A 17,751-nucleotide genomic window follows, 5' to 3' on the forward strand; every position below is an offset into this window, starting at 1 on the left:
GGACCTCGTCGGCTCTTGCGAACGAGTATCCTTAAGGGAGAGGAACGTCCGTGTCGATAGACCCCGCCAGCGATCACCACGTCAGTGATCTTCATGCCCAGCAGGTAGATTTTCTCGTCATCGGTGCCGGAATCGCCGGCCTTAGTGCTGCCATCCGTCTCGCCCGCACCGGCTCCGTGCTCGTCGTCACCAAAGAAAACCTGGCTGAATCCAACACCGCCTACGCCCAGGGAGGCATCGCCGTCGCCATGGGTGGCGACGAAGACGTAAGCCTCCACTACGAAGACACGCTGGCCGCAGGCGATGGCCTGGTCAATCCCGAAGCCGCCCGCGTTCTCGTCGAACAAGGCCCGCAGCGCGTGCAGGAGCTCCTCGACTGGGGCACAGCCTTTGACCGCGAGGATGGCCAGCTTATGCGCACCCGCGAAGGCGCGCATTCGCGCTCACGCATTCTTCACGCCAACGGCGACGCCACCGGACGCGAGATCGCCGTCTCCCTCCTGCGCCACGTCCGCGAGATTCCATCCATCCGCCTGATGGAGTGGACCACCGGCATCGACCTCATCGTCGAAGCAGGCCGCGTCACCGGAGCAACATTACTCGACGGCGAAGGCGGCATCCTCGCTGTGCGCGCCCGCGCCACCCTGCTTGCCAGCGGAGGCGCAGGCCAGGTCTACTCCGACACCACCAATCCGGCCGTCGCCACCGGAGACGGCATCGCCATGGCCTACCGAGCCGGTGCTGCCATCTCCGATATGGAGTTCTACCAGTTCCACCCCACCGCCTTCTCGCAGCCCCAGGCACCCCGCTTTCTGATGAGCGAAGCCCTTCGCGGCGAAGGAGCGTACCTGGTCAACGCACACGGCGAGCGCTTCATGCAGCGCTACCACCCTCTCCTCGAGCTCGCACCGCGCGACGTCGTCGCCCGCGCGATCACGCACGAAAGCATGGACGGCCCCGTCTACCTCGACATGCGCCACGTCAAGAAGGACCTTCACGCGCGCTTCCCTGGCATCTCGCAGTTCCTCGCCAAATATCGGCTCGAGCTCAACCGCGACCTCATCCCCGTCCGCCCCGCCGCGCACTACCTCATGGGAGGCATCCTCACCGACGTCCACGGACGCACCACGCTCCCCGGCCTCTACGCCGCAGGCGAGGCCGCCTGCACCGGCGTCCACGGAGCCAATCGCCTCGCCTCCAACTCGCTGCTCGAAGGCCTCGTCTTCGGGGCGCTCGCAGCCGATGCGATGATCGCCGACTCCTCTCGTCTCCCCTCCATCGAGCGCACGGCCACGACGTCCATACCCGTATCCGAAGGCGCGACCTCCGACGCCAACACCGAGCGCTGGATCGAAGATCTCCGCTCCAACATGTGGAAATATGCGGGCCTGCTCCGCGACGCCAACGGGCTCGAAACCATGCAACGCACTCTCCATGCGCTCGCCGCCACAATGCCCCAGGGACTCACTCGTCGCGCCATCGAAGCCCGCAACCTGCACACCATCGCGTCCATCATCACTGCCAGCGCACTCGCGCGGCACGAGAGCCGCGGCGCGCACTACCGCAACGACTACCCGCAGCACGACACCGTCGCGCGTCACTCCATCATGCGCAACGGCCAGCTCATCTTCACGGAGTCACTCGAACCCAGCTTTGCCTAGATCAGCACCAGCACCAGCGGAAGGATGGCCCCAAGCACCAGCAGCGCAGTGATGAGACTTCTATTGCGGGCGTACTTGTAGGCCATGTAGATTCCTGTTCCAGTCGAGAGCGCCAATCCAATCGACACGATCAGGAAGAAAATCTTCAATGGAAGTGGATGGTGTTGACGCCCTGCAGGACGCGGTGCCTCTCGCTCGTGCTGTTGCTCGCCGCCCTGCGCAGCCGGGCCCTCGGACTTCTTCACATCGGCCTTTGGAGCAGACGGCTTCTTGACCACTACGGGTGTCTGCTTCTTGTGAATCTGCGCCAAAACCATAGCCCATTCCGGCGGTTGATACGAGCTGCCGCGTGTCGTCTCATGCAAGCTGAACGTCTGCAGAGCTCCCGTGAAGGCAAAGAAAAGCAGTGCCGGCGCAGTGAATACACCGATGTAAAGATGCAGCAATCGCAGCGCTTTCAGTGTTGCGTGAGAAGAAGATCGTGTCATGTGTGCTTGTAATTTTCTATAAAGCGCGCCTGAGTCCTTCCTTAAGACAGGCACAATTCAACACATATTCACAACTTGGTCAGAACTAGCCTTTCGTCGCAGGCTGCCGCAGTAAAGACAAGGCCACAGTAATGCCCAACATCGTCACAATCACCGCCAATGAAGTCATCGGAGCAATCGTGTAAAAGTGCGCTGCCAGCATCTTCACCGCCGCGAATCCCAATACCGCTGCCAATCCATAATGCAGGTACTTCAACCGCGTCAGCAGATGCGCCAGCAGGAAATACAGCGACCGTAGCCCCATTACCGCCATGATGTTCGACGTATACGCCAGGAATGGCTGTCGCGTGATCGACAGCACCGCCGGAATCGAATCGATCGCAAAGACCAGGTCCGTTACCTCAATCGCGATCAGCGCCAGCAGCAGCACCGTCATCATCCGTCTGCCGTTCTCTCGCACCACAAAGCGGTCCTGCCGCAGACTCACCGGATGCAGCTCTGAAATCCACTTCAGCCAACGCGGCAGCTCGTCCTTCTTGGCCTCGTCTTCAGGAAGCACCAGCTTGACGGCTGCGATCAACAGCACCACGGCAAAGACGTAGCTCACCCATTCAAACCGCGTCATCAGCTCGATGCCCGCGGCGATAAAGGCGCCTCGCATCACAATCGCACCTACGACACCCCAGAACAGTACCTTCGGCTGGTGCGGCGCATCGATGCGGAACAACTTAAAGAGCAGCAGGAAGACGAAGAGGTTATCGACCGACAGTGCTTCTTCAATAGCATACCCAGCCAGGTACTGCGTCGCGGCGTCTCCGCCCATCGCTCGCAGCACAAACAGGGCAAACACCAGCGCAGCACCCACCCATAGCGCAGTCGCAGCAATTGAGGTGGTTTGAAGGGTCTCCTCAGCCGGACGCCGCGAGCGCTGCCAGCGGACGTAGATGAGTTCCGCCGCCATCAACGTGAAGACGAAGATATGGAACCCAATCCAATAGCTTTGCGGCGTCGATGGCTGCACTATGCGATGTTAACGCACCGCACACAAGGCTGCCATGTATCGGCGGGGCGTCCAATCTTTGGATGGGGGTGCTCTTTGGAAGTCTTATTGAATGGAAGCGGTCATTCCGAGCGAAGGGAGGAACTAGCATTTGCTCGCCGAGCCACAAACCATGACTCGGATGTGACCTCTCGACTCGCGAAATCCATTGCAGCTGGAAACCTGTTACCGCGCACCCAGAACCATCGAGTACACCGCATACACGCCGACCGCCAGCAGACCCCACAGTACCGACGAGAACACCAAACCCCGGACGATCTCTCCTACGGGGTGCTTATCAAAGAAACTCACGGTGCGCGGCGTCCAGGAGTACTCCGGTTTGCTTTCCCGGCTCCGGCTGCGCCAGCTCACCAACATGGATGTCTGCATAACGTCCTTTGCCTCCAGTTATCCACAGCCTAGGCATGGAACTTCCACAGGGCTATCCCCCGAAAGGGGAACGCTGCCGGGCTTTCCCGCCGGGCTGTAGGGTGCTTTATCGGTCACCTCCGGGTATGACTTTAGGTGGGCATCGCATTGTTTTTCCGATGACAGAGGGCAGGGTTAGGCGTACCATCATGGCCGCTACGCTGGTCGTAGCAGGCAATACATTTATGCGTCTATTCGCGAAGATTGAAAGGATGACTCAATGAAACTAGCTCTCCGACTTCTGGCAGTTGCCGCCTCCCTGTCGTTGGCCCACGCCGCTCTGGCACAGGCTCCGGCAGGCTCCACCGGACAATGTAAAGACGGGACCTACACCTCTTCCGCCAGCAAGAGCGGCGCATGCCGTGGCCATCAGGGCGTCAAAGAGTGGTACGCTGCCTCCACGTCATCCAAGTCAGCTGCTCCCGCGGCTGCGCCTGCTGCAGCTCCCGCCGCAGCCAAGACGGCGGCTCCCGCCGCTGCTGCTCCGGCAGCCCCTGCTGCGGCACCCGCTGCTGCTCCTGCCGCAGCAGCAAAAACCGCCAAGGCCTCCACAGCGAACATGGCGCAGGCTCCCGGCGGTGGCCCCGGTATGGTCTGGGTCAACACCTCCTCCAAGGTCTATCACTGCCCCGATTCCAAGTACTACGGCAAGACCAAGGAAGGGAAGTACATGTCCGAGGCTGATGCCAAGGCCATGGGTGCCCACGCCGACCACGGTCACGCTTGCAGCAAATAGCTGTCAAGTCTCGATTCGGTCGAAGTAGTTGATATTACGGGATATATCAACTGCCGATCAGTTATCTGCCTTTTGTTAAACTAGAACAAGAGAAAAGAAAGCCCCCCGAAGCAATTCGGGGGCTTTTCTTTTGCACGCGAACGTGCGGCGCAGGGGGTGTCTCAATAAGTCAAATATTTTGAATACTTTGCGCGAAAACGATGGGGAGGGGTCACCCTGCCAGCGCCTGATCCAGGTCGGCGATGATGTCCTCAACGTCCTCGATGCCGACGGAGATTCGCATCAGCCCGTCCGTGATTCCAAGCTTCGCCCGCCCCTCAGGCCCCACGGCTGCATGGGTCATCGTCGCGGGATGACAGATCAGCGTCTCCACGCCGCCCAGCGACTCGGCCAGGAAACCGAGCTTCAGCCGCTTCGCAAACGCATTGGCCCGCTCGAACGAGCCCAGCTCGATCGAGATCATCGATCCAAAGCCGCTCTGCTGCCGTTTCGCCAGCTCGTGTTGCGGATGATACTTCAGCCCCGGATAGAAGACCTTCTCCACCGCCTTGTGCCCGGCCAGAAATTCCGCCACCGCCTGCCCGTTCGCATCGTGCTGCTTCATCCGGACCGCCAGCGTCTTGACCCCGCGCAGCAGCAGGTAGCTCTCGAACGGCGACAGAATACCGCCCGTGCACTTCTGCACAAACCGGAACCGCTCGGCCTGCTCCGGCTTCGTGCACACCAGCACGCCGCCCAGCCCGTCCGAGTGGCCGTTCAGGAACTTCGTCGTCGAGTGCATCACGATGTCCGCGCCCAGCGGAATCGGCTGCTGCAGATATGGCGACAGAAACGTGTTGTCGACGCTTAGCTCCACGCCTTTTGCATGGCAGATGTCCGCGACCGCGCGAATGTCCGTGATTGCCATCATCGGATTCGTCGGCGTCTCGATGTGGACGAGCTTCGTCTCCGGACGAATCGCCCGCGCGACGTTCTCTGCCACGCTGGAGTCGACATACGTGAAGGTCAGCCCATAATTTGACAGCACCTTGTCGAAGACACGCTGCGTGCCACCGTAGACGTTGTCGGAGCAGATGATGTGGTCGCCCGTCTTCATCATCGTCAGCATCGCCGTAATCGCCGCCATGCCCGAGGCAAAGACGTGCGCGCTGGTTCCGCCTTCGAGCGAGCACAGGCTTTCTTCCAGCGCATCGCGCGTCGGGTTCGTCAGCCGCGCATACTCGTGGCCCTTGTTCTTCCCGATCTCCTCCTGCTGATAGGTCGAGGTCAGAAAGATCGGCACATTCACCGCACCGGTCAGCTCCTCGGGAGCCTGGCCATCATGAATCGCCCGCGTCGCAAATCCTCTTTTTCTTGCTGAATCTTTCATCCCAACAATCCCTTCGATAAATAACGCTCCGCCGAATCCGGAATCACCGTCACAACCCGCTTTCCCGGACCCAGATCAGCCGCGACCTCGACCGCAGCACAGACCATTGCGCCCGCGCTCGATCCGGCAAAAACTCCCGCCTCAGCCGCCAGCCGCTTCACCATCTCGAACGCGGGCGGATCCATCACGCGGATTACCCTGTCGCAGACGCTGGCATCGAACGTCGCCGGAATAAATGAGACGCCGATGCCTTCCACTTTATGCGGCCCTGGATCGCCGCCCTGCAGGATGCTGCCCTGCGGCTCGACGGCGATGCACTGAATCTCCGCACGTCGCTTCTTCAGAAAACGCGCCACGCCAGTGAACGTCCCAGCCGAGCCGACTCCCGAGATCCACGCATCGAGGCGGCCATCCATCTGGTCCCAAATCTCGGCTGCGGTCGTCTCCTCGTGGAAGTCCGGATTTGCAGGATTCTCAAATTGAAGTGCTGCGAAAGAGCCATCGTTCTCGCGCTCGAACTCAAGCGCTCTGCGGATTGCGCCCGACATGCCTTCGGCTTCCGGTGTCCGGATTACGGTTGCGCCAAGGCCGCGCATCAGTTTGCACTTCTCCTCGGCAAACTGCTCCGGCACGTAGAGCACAACTTTGTAGCCGCGATTGACGCCGATCAGCGCCAGCCCGACGCCGGTGTTCCCCGCCGTCGCTTCAACGATCGTCGAGCCAGGCCGCAGCACGCCGCGCCGCTCGGCATCCAGCACGATGCCAAGTGCAGCGCGGTCCTTCACGCTTCCGCCGGGGTTGAGATATTCGAGCTTTGCCCATATCTCGCCGCCGCCCGCTGGCTCAAGAGCCTTCAAACGCAGCATGGGCGTCTGTCCGACCAGATCAAGAACTGTCTCTGCTGTTCGCATTCCTCAGGGCCGCGTTGTCGCGGGGCTTGCTCCTTGCGTAGTCATGGCCGCATCGTTGCTCTTCGCGGCGTTGGCGATCCTGGGATAATAGCCCGTTCGTGTTCGGACCGAGAGCTTGCCCATATTTTTTGCTTTCGCATCGACGTGAATCTGACGATACCCGCCGAGCGTGGGCGACTTGGTTGAGTGATATGCGATGGTGTACTGCGTGCGAATGTCCTGCGCGACCTCGGCGGCGATAGGGTCGACTTCCTTCAGTGAGCGCGGGAAGTAAGCTGCGCCGCCAGTCTGTTCGCTCAAGGTCTCCAGCACGCGGCGGGCATGACGTGCCTCGCGCTTGTCCGTATCCTGCCCGAAGAGCAAACCGATGCAGTAGATCACGGGGCCATCGAGGTCCTGAATCCTGCGGATCGCCTGCTCCAGCGTGGCGGTTGAAGCGTTGTCCTCGCCGTCTGTCACAATCAGGAGTACTTGTTTGGGATGCCTGGCGTTCTTGGATAGGTAATCGGCGGAAGCTACAAGCGTGTCATAGATCGCCGTGCCGCCGCTGGACTTTACGTAGCTCAATCCCTGCCGCAGCTTTTCAACGTCGTTGGTGAAGTCCTGATCGATGTAAGGCTCCCAGGAGAAATCGACGAGGAATGCCTCGTCCTCCTTGTTGGAGAGCTTCACGAGATTCAAAGCCGTTTGCTCGACTGCGGCGCGCTTGTCGTACATCGAGCCGGAACTGTCGATCAGGATGCCGAGCGAGACCGGAAGATCCTCGTGCCGGAACGAGGCGATGGTCTGTGGAACGCCGTCCTCGTAGACGTGAAAGTCGTCTTTATTCAGTGTCAGGATGGACTTGCCGTTCTGGTCGAGTACCGTTGCATTCAGCCGTACCTCGTAGGCGTCTGTGCGCAGCGTGTACTTGCCATGATCGCGCTCGATCACACCGGGGCCTGCTGGAGCCTGCTGGTCCTTATCCCCGCGAGGAGCAGGAGTATCGGGATCGGGTGAGGCTATCGGGTCGCGATCTATCGTCAGCGAAGGCTGCGTCGCCGGGACAGACTGCGGCTGCTGTTGCAGTGTCTGCGGATCGATTGTGCCTGCGTCCAAACGCAGCGCCAGCAATAAGATTGCCGCGGCTGCCAGCGACAGAACTCTACTCCGAAGGTGCATAGTACCCCTGGCGATTGTGCACCGTCAGCGGAGGCAGTCCGGGCGGCGGCACAAGCCGTATCTTCAATTTACGCCAGTTGCCGTCCTTCTTCACTTCCGAGGGCCTGTAACCCAATACGTACTCGTTGCGCAGTTCGGCACTGATGCGCGTGGCTATATCGCCCAGGTCGGCGATGTCGTTTACGCGGAACAGGCGTCCTCCGGTCATCTCGCAGATATCGGTCAGCAGTACAGGGCCCATCTGTTCTTCCTGTGTCGGCGCGTATTGATCGAAGATGCCGATGGAGTAGATCTGCACATCGCTCTCACGCACGGCGCGGCGTAACTCGCCTTCGGTATACCGGCTGCGGTTGTCGCCGCCGTCAGAGATGATGAGCAGCGCCTTTCGCTCGTACTTGGCGTCGCGCAACTTGTTCATTGCCAGGTAGACAGCATCGATCAAGGCGGTGCGATTCTCCGGCTTCAGCATCACCATGCGGGCTTCGATATCGTCCACTTCGGAGGTGTAATCGACGATCACCGCAGGTTTGTCGTTAAAGCCGACAACGAAGAACTCATCGGCCGGATTCGAGGTCCGCAGAAACTCGCTGAGCGCCTTGCGTGCCCGCATGAACTTCGAGCTCATGCTTCCGCTGAGATCGAAGACAATGCCGATCGTCACAGGGGCGTCTTCGGTGGAGAAGCTCTTGATCACCTGGCCGATATTGTTGTCATAGACCTCGAAGTTCTCCTTTTCGAGCCCAGTGACCAGGCGGTTCATCGGGTCGGTGACGGTTGCCGGCACCAACACCAGATTGACGTCAACGCGGATGCGCGAATCGCGCCGGTGCGCGGTTGCCTCTCTGGCAACGTTCGCTGCCCCTTCGATGACAGGCTTGGACTCTTCTGGAGTCTTCGGCGGTGGCGGGGGAGTCGAGGTATGCACCTCGCCCAGAGGATTCTCCTGTGCTGTCGCAGTGGCAGCTGCTCCACCCAGCACAAATGCAATCGCCACCCATACGACGGCCAGCCTGACGGACAGGGCTAATTGTGTTGCCCACCTGCACTTGCTTACGATCTTCGTCTTCTGCATGGCCTGGTCATCTCCGCGACCTGAACTGCATTTGGCCGGTATCTGTGAATCCTTCGGATCACTTACCGGTAGAGCAGACGTGTTGCGAATTCCATCTCCGTCCGCAGACTATACACCCAAATCGGTGTGCCAGCCCCTTCAGCCGTAAGATAGACGGATTTTCCGTGGTCATTGTCATCTTTTTGCAAACATCTTTGTCAAAAAGAGAGGCCATTCGATCCATCGAAGCCGATGCAGCCTGCTCTATAAGACGCCTCTTCGGCTGGATTCGTGGCCTGTAACCGGTTGTACGTCTGCGAACCCTTACAATCGAGTGCATACCCCTTTTTCGTCTGGAGACCTGAGAGAACAGCATGGCCCGTATTTATCCCTTCCGCGCCCTTCGCTACGACCCTGCCCGCGTCCACATGGAAGACGTCGTTACCCAGCCCTACGACAAGATCACCCCGACCATGCAGGACCGGTACTACGCGGCCAGCCCTTACAACCTCGTGCGGGTCATCCTCGGTAAGCACCTGGCCGGCGATACCGAGGAGAACAATGTCTACACGCGCGCCGCCGAGACGCTGAAAGACTGGCGCAAGGAACACATCCTCGTCGAGGAAGCCGAGCCTGCTCTCTACGGCTACTCGCAGACCTACACCGTGCCGCATTCGGACGAAGTGCGTGAGCGCCGGGGCTTTATCGCGCTGGGTCACCTTTACGACTATGCCGACAAGGTCGTCTATCGTCACGAGCAGACGTTCCCCAAGCACAAAAGCGATCGCATGAGCCTGTTCAAAGCGACACGTGCCTACTGCGAGCAGATTTACATGCTCTACTCCGACCCGGCCTTTACCGCCGAGAAGCTCATCTTCGGCACCAAGGGACCGAATGGCTTTGACGACAATCCGGCCGATCTCGCTATCACTGACGAGTATGGTGTTGTTCACAAGGTCTGGAAGCTGACCGATCCGACGTTGATCAACCTGATCGTAACGGCCATGGCCGACAAGAAGCTCATCATCGCCGACGGTCATCATCGTTATGAGACTTCGGTGGCCTATGCGAAGGAACGTTCCGCTCAACTGAAGCTGCCTCTCAACCAGCCTGCCGACGAGGACGAGAAGTTACCCTCGAACCATCTTCCTTCGCCTCCGTTCGCTGAGGCGGCGATGATGATGACCTTCGTCAACATGGATGCGCCTGGCATTACGATTCTGCCGACGCATCGCGTCGTTCATGGCATCGAAAACTTCTCTTCGCCCGACTTCATCACGAAGGCCAGCTACTACTTCGATATCAAGGAGCTGGATTCGCCTGACACTTCGATCCTTGCCGGGATCGACAAAACAGCCTTTATCGCAGTCACCATCGACGGCAGCTATCTGCTTACGGCCAAGCAGGATGTGATTGATGCGGCGCTTCAGGACATCCCAGCACGTCAGCGCAATCTTGAGGTCGTCCAGCTCCATCGCATTGTGTTGGATAAGCTGCTCGGGCTCGATCAGGAGACGATCACCCGGCTGGGTAGCGTCAGCTATATCCGCGAGGCTGCGGAGGCGATTTCGATGGTTACGGAGGGTGACTCGAACATCGCCTTCCTCATCAAGCCTATTACGCTGGAGCAATTGAAGGAGGTTTCCTTCGCCGGTGACGTGATGCCGCAGAAGTCGACCGACTTTTATCCCAAGTTGCTGAGCGGTTTGGCGATCTACGCTCTCGACTAACCGTATCATCGCACCCGGCCATAACGCTTTGGAACGCTGCCTTATGCCGGGTGCGACCCATTTGAGATGCCATTTCGACAATAACCTCTCCAAAATTCCAGCGCCGTCGTTACAATCGAACTCGCACTCCCCAAGAGCCGTGACTGAAACTCACCTTGCCATCCTCAAAGCTGCAACCGTGCTGATTCTGAGCGCAACGGCAGGTATTTCTCAAACGCCAGCTCCCGCAGCAACACCGGTGCAACCCACGCAGCCTGCCCTCCCAAAACCGCTGCCGGGCTTCTATCGCAACCTTATTGTCGTCGATCCCGCTCACGGTGGTCCGGATGCTGGTGCGCGCTTAGCCGACAATGCAGTCGAGAAGAGCGTAACGCTTACCTTCGCGCAACGCCTTCGTCCTGCGCTTCAGGGTCAGGGTTTTACCGTTACCAGTACGCGCGATTCGGACCCGTCCGATCTGCTCTCCACCGATCAACGCGCCGGAGTGGCCAATCATGATCGTCCACTTGTCTGTCTGGTCCTTCATGCGACGTCGACAGGCTCAGGTGTTCATATCGTCTCTTCTGCGCTTGAGCCCGCTGCGGAGTCATCACGCGCCTTGCGCTGGAATGAGGCGCAGAGCGCAACGATTCCTCTCAGTCTCAAACTTGCGAATGAGGTTGGCCTGGCGCTGACGAATGCACACCTGAGCGTCAACCTGCTCCGCGCCTCGGTGCCTCCCATCGACAATCTGATTTGTCCTGCAGTCCTGATCGAGATCGCCCCACTCGCTCCGCAGGGAGGAAGCCGCACGCCCGTGACGGACGCGGCCTATCAGCAGCGTGTCGCAGAGGCTATTGCGCTTGGCCTGGCCAGCTTCCGCACGCACAATGCACCTGCTCCGTCGTCGGTGCCCCCGGCAGCACCACCGCCTCTGCCTCGTGCTGTTCCGCCCGCACCTGCGGCAAAGCCAGCGACGAATCCTGCGGCTGCCAAGCCCTCAGTCCAACCGGCGAAACCTGCTGCTTCGGGAGCGTCGCGATGATCCCGCGTTACCAACGTATTCTGTTCTGGAGCCTCGCGAGCGCGTGCCTGTTGATGTTTGCTTTTCTCCTGCGAGGGTGCCAGCAGGCCCACAAGCGACTGACTGCGCTGAACAACGAGACGCCGATCGCCGCCCCAACTTCAACTTCAACCGAAGACGTCACGCTCTATATAGCGAACGACGATGATGCGACCATTGTGGCCACAAGCGCAAAGACTGCATTGCCGCAGGAGCCGTCGCAACGCGCTCGCGTTCTGCTGGAATATCTGCTGGCGCAGTATGCGATGCCGAAGTCTCCTCATCCCATCCCGAGCGGTTCTTCGATCGACGATGTCTTTTTGTTTGCGGCCCCCGCATCAAAAGGGAAGGGACAGGTTGCAGTCATTAACCTGCACGGCTCGTTCGTGGCCAACCATCCCTCTGGCGTGCTGGTCGAGGAGCTAACCATCGAGTCCATCATTGGCACGCTTCATGCGGCCCTCCCTCAGGTCGCAGAGGTTCGCTTCCTGGTGGACGGCCAGCAGGTGGATACGCTTGCCGGCCATGCTGATCTGGAGCGCTCTTATCCAGCCGTCGATACAACGATGCGTCCTACGGCGCCAAGCGAGGCTGCAACTGAATGAACCGCAACATTCCAACCATAGGCGTCTTTGACTCTGGCTTCGGTGGCTTGACTGTCCTTCGCTCGCTGCTTTCGCTGGTGCCGTCGGCCAACTATGTTTATGTGGGCGATACGGCGCGCCTTCCGTACGGCTCCAAGTCGCGCGAGACCATTGCGCGATACGCGCTTTCGAGCGCGCACTTTCTCGCAGAGAAGGGAGCAGACCTGCTGGTGATTGCCTGCAATACCGCTTCGGCTCTCGCGCTCGACGATATCAAAGCCGATATGCCGATCCCCGTCGTTGGTGTCATCGAGCCAGGCGCTGAAGCAGCGCTCCATACCTCGCAGGGATCAAAGCCCCATGTCCTTGTTCTTGCAACTGCGGCTACCACGCAGTCGGGGGCTTACACGCGTGCCCTCCACGCACTGGGGCTGAGGGCGACGGAGAAGGCATGCCCGCTTCTTGTCCCGTTGGTTGAAGAGGGCTGGTTAGCAGAGCCTGCACAGGCTGCAGTCACACTCGAGGTCTTGCATATCTACCTTCTCGAAGCGCTCGCACAGGCTCCGGACGCTTCGATCCTGCTGCTGGGCTGCACGCACTATCCGCTTTTGAAGCCGCTGATTGAGGCGACACTCCGCAATCTTCACCATCCCATGCGCATCATCGACTCAGCCGAGGCTACTGCCGGGGCCGTAGCCGCATTGCTGCCAAGAGCGACTGCAGCTCCAGACGTGTCGCCAGAATGCCAGTTCTATGCCACCGATTCGGTGGATAAGTTTCAGCGACTTGGCTCGGTCTTTCTGGGACGCCCACTCCATCAGGTTCATCTGCTCGATCTCGGGGGCTAGCCGTTTAGGATCGCTGGCTGACAACAGCAACCTGCAGCTTGTACTCTGTCCCCATGCCTTTCCTGCTCAAGACAGAACCGAACAAGTACTCTTACGACGATTTGCTGCGCGATGGCGAGACCGTGTGGGACGGGATCTCGAACCCGCAGGCATTGATGAGCCTTCGCAACATGAAGAAGGGCGAGAAGCTCGTCATCTATCACTCGAACATCGGCAAGGCTGCTATCGGTACGGCGAAGGTTGTCTCCGTCGATCCCACTGATCCGAAGAACCCCATTGTGCGGATTGCGCCGGTCAAGAAATTGAAACGCGAAAAGCCTCTGGCTGAGATCCGCGATGCCGCGGTCTTCAAGGGCTCCATCATGTTTCGCCAGTTCCGGCTCTCGGTTGTGCCGCTCACAGAGGAGCAGTACGACTGGCTGATTGCGCCCTAGCGATTAGTTCGGGCGATCACGTTGCGGTTTGCTGAAGCGTGCGTCAATCGGCTTGCGTCCAGCAAAGCCCTCTTCGATGCTGTGCCAGAAGGCGATCTCTTTCTCGCCTTGTTTCCAGCAGAGCAACACCGTTTTACCATCGATGATGCAGGGGAAATCCAGAAGACCCTGTTCGAGGTCCTTGACCTGAACGCCGATAGCTTCGATCTCGGCCAGTGCATCTTTCGTATCCTGGAGTGCCTTATCTCGCTCGGCCCGACGGCGAGCAACTCTGGCAACATCCAGGTGCATGCCGCCTGCGAGCGCGATCTGCTGACGCACCTGCTCGAGCTCGACTTCGATCTCGGCACAGATGCGCCCCTGCTTCTGCGCTCGCAGCAGCAAACTTTCCAGCACCGGTAACAGAGACTGGGCCTCGTCGAGAGTGAAGGTCCTGCTCACGCCCCTGTCTCCTTCAAGCTTTGACCTCAAGCATGCGGTCGAGAGCGACCTTGGCCCAGTGCTTTACGTCATCGTCTACCTTTATGCGATTGACGACGTTGCCCTGTACCAGATTCTCCAGCGACCAGGCTAGATGCTGCGGTGAGATACGGTACATCGTCGTGCACAGGCAACCGGAGTCATCGAGTGTGATGATTTTCTTACCCAGCGGAGCGAATCGCTTCGCCATGCGATTGACGAGGTGGATCTCCGTGCCGACGGCAAAGCTCGCGCCTTCGGGAGCCTTCTCAATCACATCGATGATGCGTTCCGTTGATCCGATAGCGTCGGCTTTCTGGCAAACCTCCCAGCGGCATTCGGGATGCACGATGACCTGCATGTCGGGGTAAGTCGCACGAATACGATCGACATGCTCCGGCAGAAAGCGTTGATGCACCGAGCAGTGTCCCTTCCACAGGATGACCTTCGCGGCTTTGAGCCGATCAGGCATTACGCCGCCGTTGATCTGGTAGGGGTCCCATACGACCATCTCGCTCAGGGGAATGCCCATCGCGAAGGCCGTGTTGCGGCCAAGGTGCTGGTCAGGCAGGAAGAGGATCTTCGACTTCCGCGCAAAGGCCCACTCAAACGCGCCACGTGCGTTCGACGAGGTGCAGACCAGGCCGCCGCGCTCGCCACAGAAAGCCTTGATGGCTGCAGCAGAGTTCATGTAAGTCAGCGGCAGGATATCTTCGGTGAGCCCGGCACGCTCCAGCGAGTCCCAGCAGTCCTCGACCTGGCCGATCTCGGCCATGTCAGCCATCGAACAACCGGCGTTGAGATCGGGCAGGATCACCTGCTGGAATGGCTTCGCCAGCACGTCGGCTGTTTCCGCCATGAAGTGCACACCGCAGAAGATCATGTACTTCGCATCTGTCTGCGAGGCGACTTTCGACAATTTGTAGCTGTCGCCGGTGTAGTCGGCAAACCGGATCACCTCGTCGCGCTGGTAGTGGTGCCCCAGCAGGACGACGTCGGTTCCCAGTGTGGCGCGCGCTGCCGCAATGCGGGCGTCCATCGTGTGGTCCGGCTGCGAGAGATAGTGATCGAGGGAACAGGACTCTGTAGCTGCCAATGCCGCGGGCTGTGCCGCGACCTCTTCCAGTAAAACGCTCAAGTTACTCCGCCTTCAGTCTCACCGAAGCGTCGGGGGCCGATCGACTGGCTCCGTCATTTGCCTCTGAGACGGGGATGTTGAAAGCATGCACTGCATGGTTGCAGTGGACTCGCTGTACCGGCTTTGCAGCCATTACCCAGCCCACGGGGATGTTGCAACCTGTTTCTTACCGCTTACTGCACCTGCCAGCGGCCGTCGCCGCTTTACATCATTGGACGCATAGGCAAGGGAAAAGAAGCATCTTTTCCCGCTACGCCGTACACCATTCATCTTACAACAGTGTAAAGGCGGGGGGGTGGACGTTGTTTGCACCTCGCCCGAGGCCGTATCATGGAATCCAAGTATGCCGAGCCTCGGCGATAGCGCCTTTCTATTTATCCTCGCCCTCATCCTCTTCGGTCCGAAGAAGTTGCCCGAACTTGCGCGCCAGTTGGGCAAATTGATGGGTGAGTTCCGCCGTGCTTCCAACGAGTTCCGTATGCAGATGGAAGAAGAACTGCGCGTCTCCGAGCAACAGGAGCAGCAAAAGAAGATCGCCGCGATGGAAGCCGCCGCGCCTGCTGCGCCGGCGCTGGAGTCCAACTCCGAAAATACTATCGCTGCTCCGGCCGAGAACGTTTCAACGGAGACACCGGCAGAAGGTACTTCTCAAGAACCTCTCCCCATAGCCACTTCGGGCGAACTGAATCTGATGCCGCCGTCCACCGGGCTTCCTGTAGCCAGCTCGACATCGGTGTCGCATGCCTTTGACTCGGTTCCTCATGTTGAGGACCCTGAGCTATCCCAGAACCACATCGTGACCGACCGCTCTGAAGGCCACACGCCGGATGCTCCCGATCACACCGCAGACCACACTGTAAGCGAGGCCCAAGTTCATGGCTGATCTGGTCGACCGCGCTCGCGCCGCTGTTACGGACCGCGCCGAGCTGCCAGGCATGAGCCTGATGGAGCATCTTACGGAGCTGCGCACGCGGCTCATCCACTCCGTTGTCTATCTGCTGATAGGCTTTGTCGTTGCCTACATCTTTCATGAACGGCTCTATGGCTTTGTACAAGCTCCGCTTGACCAGCTTCATATTGATCTGAACTTCACACATCCTACAGATGGCCTCAACCTGTATCTCAAAACATCGCTAGTGGCGGGTGCGATTCTTGCGTCACCGTTCATTCTGTACCAGATATGGCTTTTCATTTCGCCCGGAATGTATGCCAACGAAAAGCGCTATGTAGTCCCTTTCATGGGGGCGACGATAGGCCTCTTTTTTGCCGGCGCGTGGTTTGGATACCGCTGGGTGCTTCCTGGCGCGATCAAGGTGCTTGTCCTCGAGTTCGGCAAACGATTTCATCCTATCCTCACCATTGAGGATTACACCGGCTTTTTCATGGCAGTCATCCTCGGCCTCGGTATCTGCTTTGAGCTGCCGATTCTCATCTTTTTTCTTTCACTCTTTGGCCTGGTTGATGCAAAGTTTCTTCTCAAGCATTTCCGCTATGCCGTGCTGATCATCTTCGTTATCGCCGCAGTCATCTGCCCTTCACCTGAGCCTACGGCGATGTGCCTTTTCGCATTGCCTATGCTTGCGTTGTATTTCCTCGGTGTTGGGGTTGCCTTCTTCGTCCATCCAAACCGTCGTAAGCCGAAAGAAGCCAACGTCGCATGAAGCGCCTCCTCCTCCTCTTCATATACATTCTTGCGGTTTCACTCACGGTTACCGCGCAAAAAACCGTATTGCGCGGGGCAGGGAAGTTCAGCGGTCAGGCTGCCTATGATCTGACGAAAGAGTTCCTCGCCGCTGCACCTCATCGCTGGATTGGCTCGCCCGACCACGTTAAGGCAGAGGCTTTTATCAAGTCACACTTTGCCGCCGAAGCCGCAAAAGGCAACTTCGAGACGGACACCTTCACTGCCTCTACTCCTGCTGGACAACTGGCGATGAAAAACTTCATCGTGCGCTATCCAGGCAAGAAGGATGGCGTAATCGTTCTCGCCAGTCACTACGAGACGAACTATCCGCTGCGCGATACTGGTTTTGTCGGAGCCAACGACGGTGCATGCACTTCAGCCTTCCTTGTCGAGCTGGGCAACTATCTGCGCGCGCATCCGCCTGAAGGCTATAGCGTATGGCTCGTGTTCGATGACGGCGAAGAGGCCATCCAGTCCTGGAGCGACCGCGATTCGCTCTACGGTACGCGCCACCTGGCCGCGAAATGGTCGCAGGACAATACTCTCAAGAAGATCAAAGCCTTCATCGTCCTCGACATGATCGGCGACAAGGACCTGAACATCGATCGCGACGCCAACTCCACTGGTTGGCTGCTCGATCTGCTGGCGACCGCGGCGAAGAATACCGGCCACTCCAGCTACGTCTTCAAGAACCAGAACGCGTTGCAGGACGACCATCTTCCGTTCCGGCAGCGCGGAGTTCCAGTGCTCGACATCATCGACATTGAGTACGGCACACCGTCGAGCCAGTATCCCGAGGGCTACCACCATACTCCGCTCGACACACTCGACAAGATCAGCGCGCACTCGCTGCAAGTCGTGGGTGACATGGTCATCGAACTGCTTCACCTGATTGACCAGCACGGCTAAGCAACTCTAAAAACGAGGATATGACGGCGCTCCCAAGCGAAGCGAAGGGGCAGTGTTTCTATTTCGTCCTTCGGCTGC

The 17,751-nt window shown here is 59.0% G+C and carries 19 protein-coding genes; 10 read left to right on the top strand and 9 right to left on the bottom strand.

What is annotated here, in order from left to right; translation table 11 throughout:
* The first annotated feature begins 50 nt into the window (after positions 1-50).
* Positions 51-1,661, top strand: a complete 1,611-nt coding sequence (gene nadB, locus KFE13_RS14615; protein ID WP_260703832.1) for an L-aspartate oxidase — start codon at positions 51-53, stop codon at positions 1,659-1,661.
* Here nadB and KFE13_RS14620 read toward each other — a convergent pair.
* From KFE13_RS14620 to KFE13_RS14630, 3 genes are all read right to left on the bottom strand, one after another.
* Positions 1,658-2,149: a PepSY domain-containing protein gene (locus KFE13_RS14620; protein WP_260703833.1), complete on the bottom strand. Its 492-nt coding sequence runs from the start codon at positions 2,147-2,149 to the stop codon at positions 1,658-1,660. The two genes, nadB and KFE13_RS14620, sit on opposite strands and share 4 nt — an antisense overlap.
* Before the next feature lie 85 nt (positions 2,150-2,234).
* The gene (locus KFE13_RS14625) at positions 2,235-3,170 is read right to left on the bottom strand and encodes a TerC/Alx family metal homeostasis membrane protein (protein ID WP_260703834.1); all 936 of its coding nucleotides are present in this window, start codon (positions 3,168-3,170) and stop codon (positions 2,235-2,237) included.
* A gap of 204 nt (positions 3,171-3,374) precedes the next feature.
* A complete protein-coding gene (locus tag KFE13_RS14630) occupies positions 3,375-3,578 on the bottom strand; it encodes a hypothetical protein (RefSeq protein ID WP_260703835.1) in 204 nt (67 codons plus the stop codon).
* 259 nt (positions 3,579-3,837) lie between these two features.
* Between KFE13_RS14630 and KFE13_RS14635 the strand changes: the two genes are divergently transcribed.
* A complete protein-coding gene (locus tag KFE13_RS14635) occupies positions 3,838-4,353 on the top strand; it encodes a DUF3761 domain-containing protein (protein ID WP_260703836.1) in 516 nt (171 codons plus the stop codon).
* 211 nt (positions 4,354-4,564) lie between these two features.
* On the opposite strand, the gene KFE13_RS14640 is transcribed toward KFE13_RS14635, so the two are convergent.
* From KFE13_RS14640 to KFE13_RS14655, 4 genes are read right to left on the bottom strand one after another with little or no spacing between them, the layout of a single operon-like run.
* On the bottom strand, positions 4,565-5,722 hold the full coding sequence (locus KFE13_RS14640) for a trans-sulfuration enzyme family protein (RefSeq protein ID WP_260703837.1): 1,158 nt from the start codon (positions 5,720-5,722) through the stop codon (positions 4,565-4,567).
* A complete protein-coding gene (cysK, locus tag KFE13_RS14645; RefSeq protein ID WP_260703838.1) occupies positions 5,719-6,633 on the bottom strand; it encodes a cysteine synthase A in 915 nt (304 codons plus the stop codon). Before cysK ends, KFE13_RS14640 begins: the two co-directional genes overlap by 4 nt.
* Positions 6,634-6,636: 3 nt before the next feature.
* Positions 6,637-7,731, bottom strand: a complete 1,095-nt coding sequence (locus KFE13_RS14650) for a VWA domain-containing protein (protein WP_260703839.1) — start codon at positions 7,729-7,731, stop codon at positions 6,637-6,639.
* Between the two features lie 46 nt (positions 7,732-7,777).
* Positions 7,778-8,866 carry a VWA domain-containing protein gene (locus KFE13_RS14655; protein WP_260703840.1) on the bottom strand — a complete coding sequence of 363 codons (1,089 nt, stop codon included), beginning with the start codon at positions 8,864-8,866 and terminating at the stop codon, positions 7,778-7,780.
* 353 nt (positions 8,867-9,219) lie between these two features.
* Between KFE13_RS14655 and KFE13_RS14660 the strand changes: the two genes are divergently transcribed.
* The 5 genes from KFE13_RS14660 (at position 9,220) to KFE13_RS14680 (ending at position 13,483) form a co-directional block, all read left to right on the top strand.
* The gene (locus KFE13_RS14660) at positions 9,220-10,575 is read left to right on the top strand and encodes a DUF1015 domain-containing protein (RefSeq protein WP_260703841.1); all 1,356 of its coding nucleotides are present in this window, start codon (positions 9,220-9,222) and stop codon (positions 10,573-10,575) included.
* 139 nt (positions 10,576-10,714) lie between these two features.
* Complete coding sequence (locus KFE13_RS14665; protein ID WP_260703842.1) at positions 10,715-11,599, top strand: N-acetylmuramoyl-L-alanine amidase family protein; 885 nt, start codon at positions 10,715-10,717, stop codon at positions 11,597-11,599.
* Complete coding sequence (locus KFE13_RS14670; protein WP_260703843.1) at positions 11,596-12,222, top strand: GerMN domain-containing protein; 627 nt, start codon at positions 11,596-11,598, stop codon at positions 12,220-12,222. The genes KFE13_RS14665 and KFE13_RS14670 overlap by 4 nt, the downstream gene beginning before the upstream one ends.
* Complete coding sequence (gene murI, locus KFE13_RS14675) at positions 12,219-13,049, top strand: glutamate racemase (protein WP_260703844.1); 831 nt, start codon at positions 12,219-12,221, stop codon at positions 13,047-13,049. Before KFE13_RS14670 ends, murI begins: the two co-directional genes overlap by 4 nt.
* A gap of 53 nt (positions 13,050-13,102) precedes the next feature.
* Positions 13,103-13,483, top strand: coding sequence for an EVE domain-containing protein (locus tag KFE13_RS14680; protein WP_260706973.1), 381 nt, complete (start codon positions 13,103-13,105; stop codon positions 13,481-13,483).
* Positions 13,484-13,486: 3 nt separating this feature from the next.
* On the opposite strand, the gene KFE13_RS14685 is transcribed toward KFE13_RS14680, so the two are convergent.
* Together KFE13_RS14685 and nadA are read right to left on the bottom strand one after the other, a co-directional pair.
* A complete protein-coding gene (locus tag KFE13_RS14685; protein ID WP_260703845.1) occupies positions 13,487-13,924 on the bottom strand; it encodes a DUF2203 domain-containing protein in 438 nt (145 codons plus the stop codon).
* A gap of 13 nt (positions 13,925-13,937) precedes the next feature.
* On the bottom strand, positions 13,938-15,080 hold the full coding sequence (gene nadA / locus KFE13_RS14690; RefSeq protein WP_260703846.1) for a quinolinate synthase NadA: 1,143 nt from the start codon (positions 15,078-15,080) through the stop codon (positions 13,938-13,940).
* Between the two features lie 343 nt (positions 15,081-15,423).
* Here nadA and KFE13_RS14695 point away from each other — a divergent pair, with 343 nt between their 5' ends.
* From KFE13_RS14695 to KFE13_RS14705, 3 genes are read left to right on the top strand one after another with little or no spacing between them, the layout of a single operon-like run.
* On the top strand, positions 15,424-15,963 hold the full coding sequence (locus KFE13_RS14695; protein ID WP_260703847.1) for a Sec-independent protein translocase subunit TatA/TatB: 540 nt from the start codon (positions 15,424-15,426) through the stop codon (positions 15,961-15,963).
* Positions 15,956-16,741: a twin-arginine translocase subunit TatC gene (gene tatC / locus KFE13_RS14700; RefSeq protein WP_260703848.1), complete on the top strand. Its 786-nt coding sequence runs from the start codon at positions 15,956-15,958 to the stop codon at positions 16,739-16,741. The genes KFE13_RS14695 and tatC overlap by 8 nt, the downstream gene beginning before the upstream one ends.
* Positions 16,738-17,673: a M28 family peptidase gene (locus KFE13_RS14705; RefSeq protein WP_260703849.1), complete on the top strand. Its 936-nt coding sequence runs from the start codon at positions 16,738-16,740 to the stop codon at positions 17,671-17,673. Before tatC ends, KFE13_RS14705 begins: the two co-directional genes overlap by 4 nt.
* Positions 17,674-17,751 lie beyond the last annotated feature (78 nt).

Source organism: Edaphobacter flagellatus (genome assembly GCF_025264665.1).
GTDB lineage: Bacteria > Acidobacteriota > Terriglobia > Terriglobales > Acidobacteriaceae > Edaphobacter > Edaphobacter flagellatus.

Bases quoted from the DNA above. Each gene is read 5' to 3' on its own strand.
- KFE13_RS14620 (WP_260703833.1), bottom strand. From the start codon at position 2,149: ATGACACGATCTTCTTCTCACGCAACACTGAAAGCGCTGCGATTGCTG.
- KFE13_RS14630 (WP_260703835.1), bottom strand. From the start codon at position 3,578: ATGCAGACATCCATGTTGGTGAGCTGGCGCAGCCGGAGCCGGGAAAGC.
- KFE13_RS14635 (WP_260703836.1), top strand. From the start codon at position 3,838: ATGAAACTAGCTCTCCGACTTCTGGCAGTTGCCGCCTCCCTGTCGTTG.
- KFE13_RS14640 (WP_260703837.1), bottom strand. From the start codon at position 5,722: ATGAAAGATTCAGCAAGAAAAAGAGGATTTGCGACGCGGGCGATTCAT.
- cysK (WP_260703838.1), bottom strand. From the start codon at position 6,633: ATGCGAACAGCAGAGACAGTTCTTGATCTGGTCGGACAGACGCCCATG.
- KFE13_RS14655 (WP_260703840.1), bottom strand. From the start codon at position 8,866: ATGCAGAAGACGAAGATCGTAAGCAAGTGCAGGTGGGCAACACAATTA.
- KFE13_RS14660 (WP_260703841.1), top strand. From the start codon at position 9,220: ATGGCCCGTATTTATCCCTTCCGCGCCCTTCGCTACGACCCTGCCCGC.
- KFE13_RS14670 (WP_260703843.1), top strand. From the start codon at position 11,596: ATGATCCCGCGTTACCAACGTATTCTGTTCTGGAGCCTCGCGAGCGCG.
- murI (WP_260703844.1), top strand. From the start codon at position 12,219: ATGAACCGCAACATTCCAACCATAGGCGTCTTTGACTCTGGCTTCGGT.
- KFE13_RS14680 (WP_260706973.1), top strand. From the start codon at position 13,103: ATGCCTTTCCTGCTCAAGACAGAACCGAACAAGTACTCTTACGACGAT.
- KFE13_RS14695 (WP_260703847.1), top strand. From the start codon at position 15,424: ATGCCGAGCCTCGGCGATAGCGCCTTTCTATTTATCCTCGCCCTCATC.
- tatC (WP_260703848.1), top strand. From the start codon at position 15,956: ATGGCTGATCTGGTCGACCGCGCTCGCGCCGCTGTTACGGACCGCGCC.
- KFE13_RS14705 (WP_260703849.1), top strand. From the start codon at position 16,738: ATGAAGCGCCTCCTCCTCCTCTTCATATACATTCTTGCGGTTTCACTC.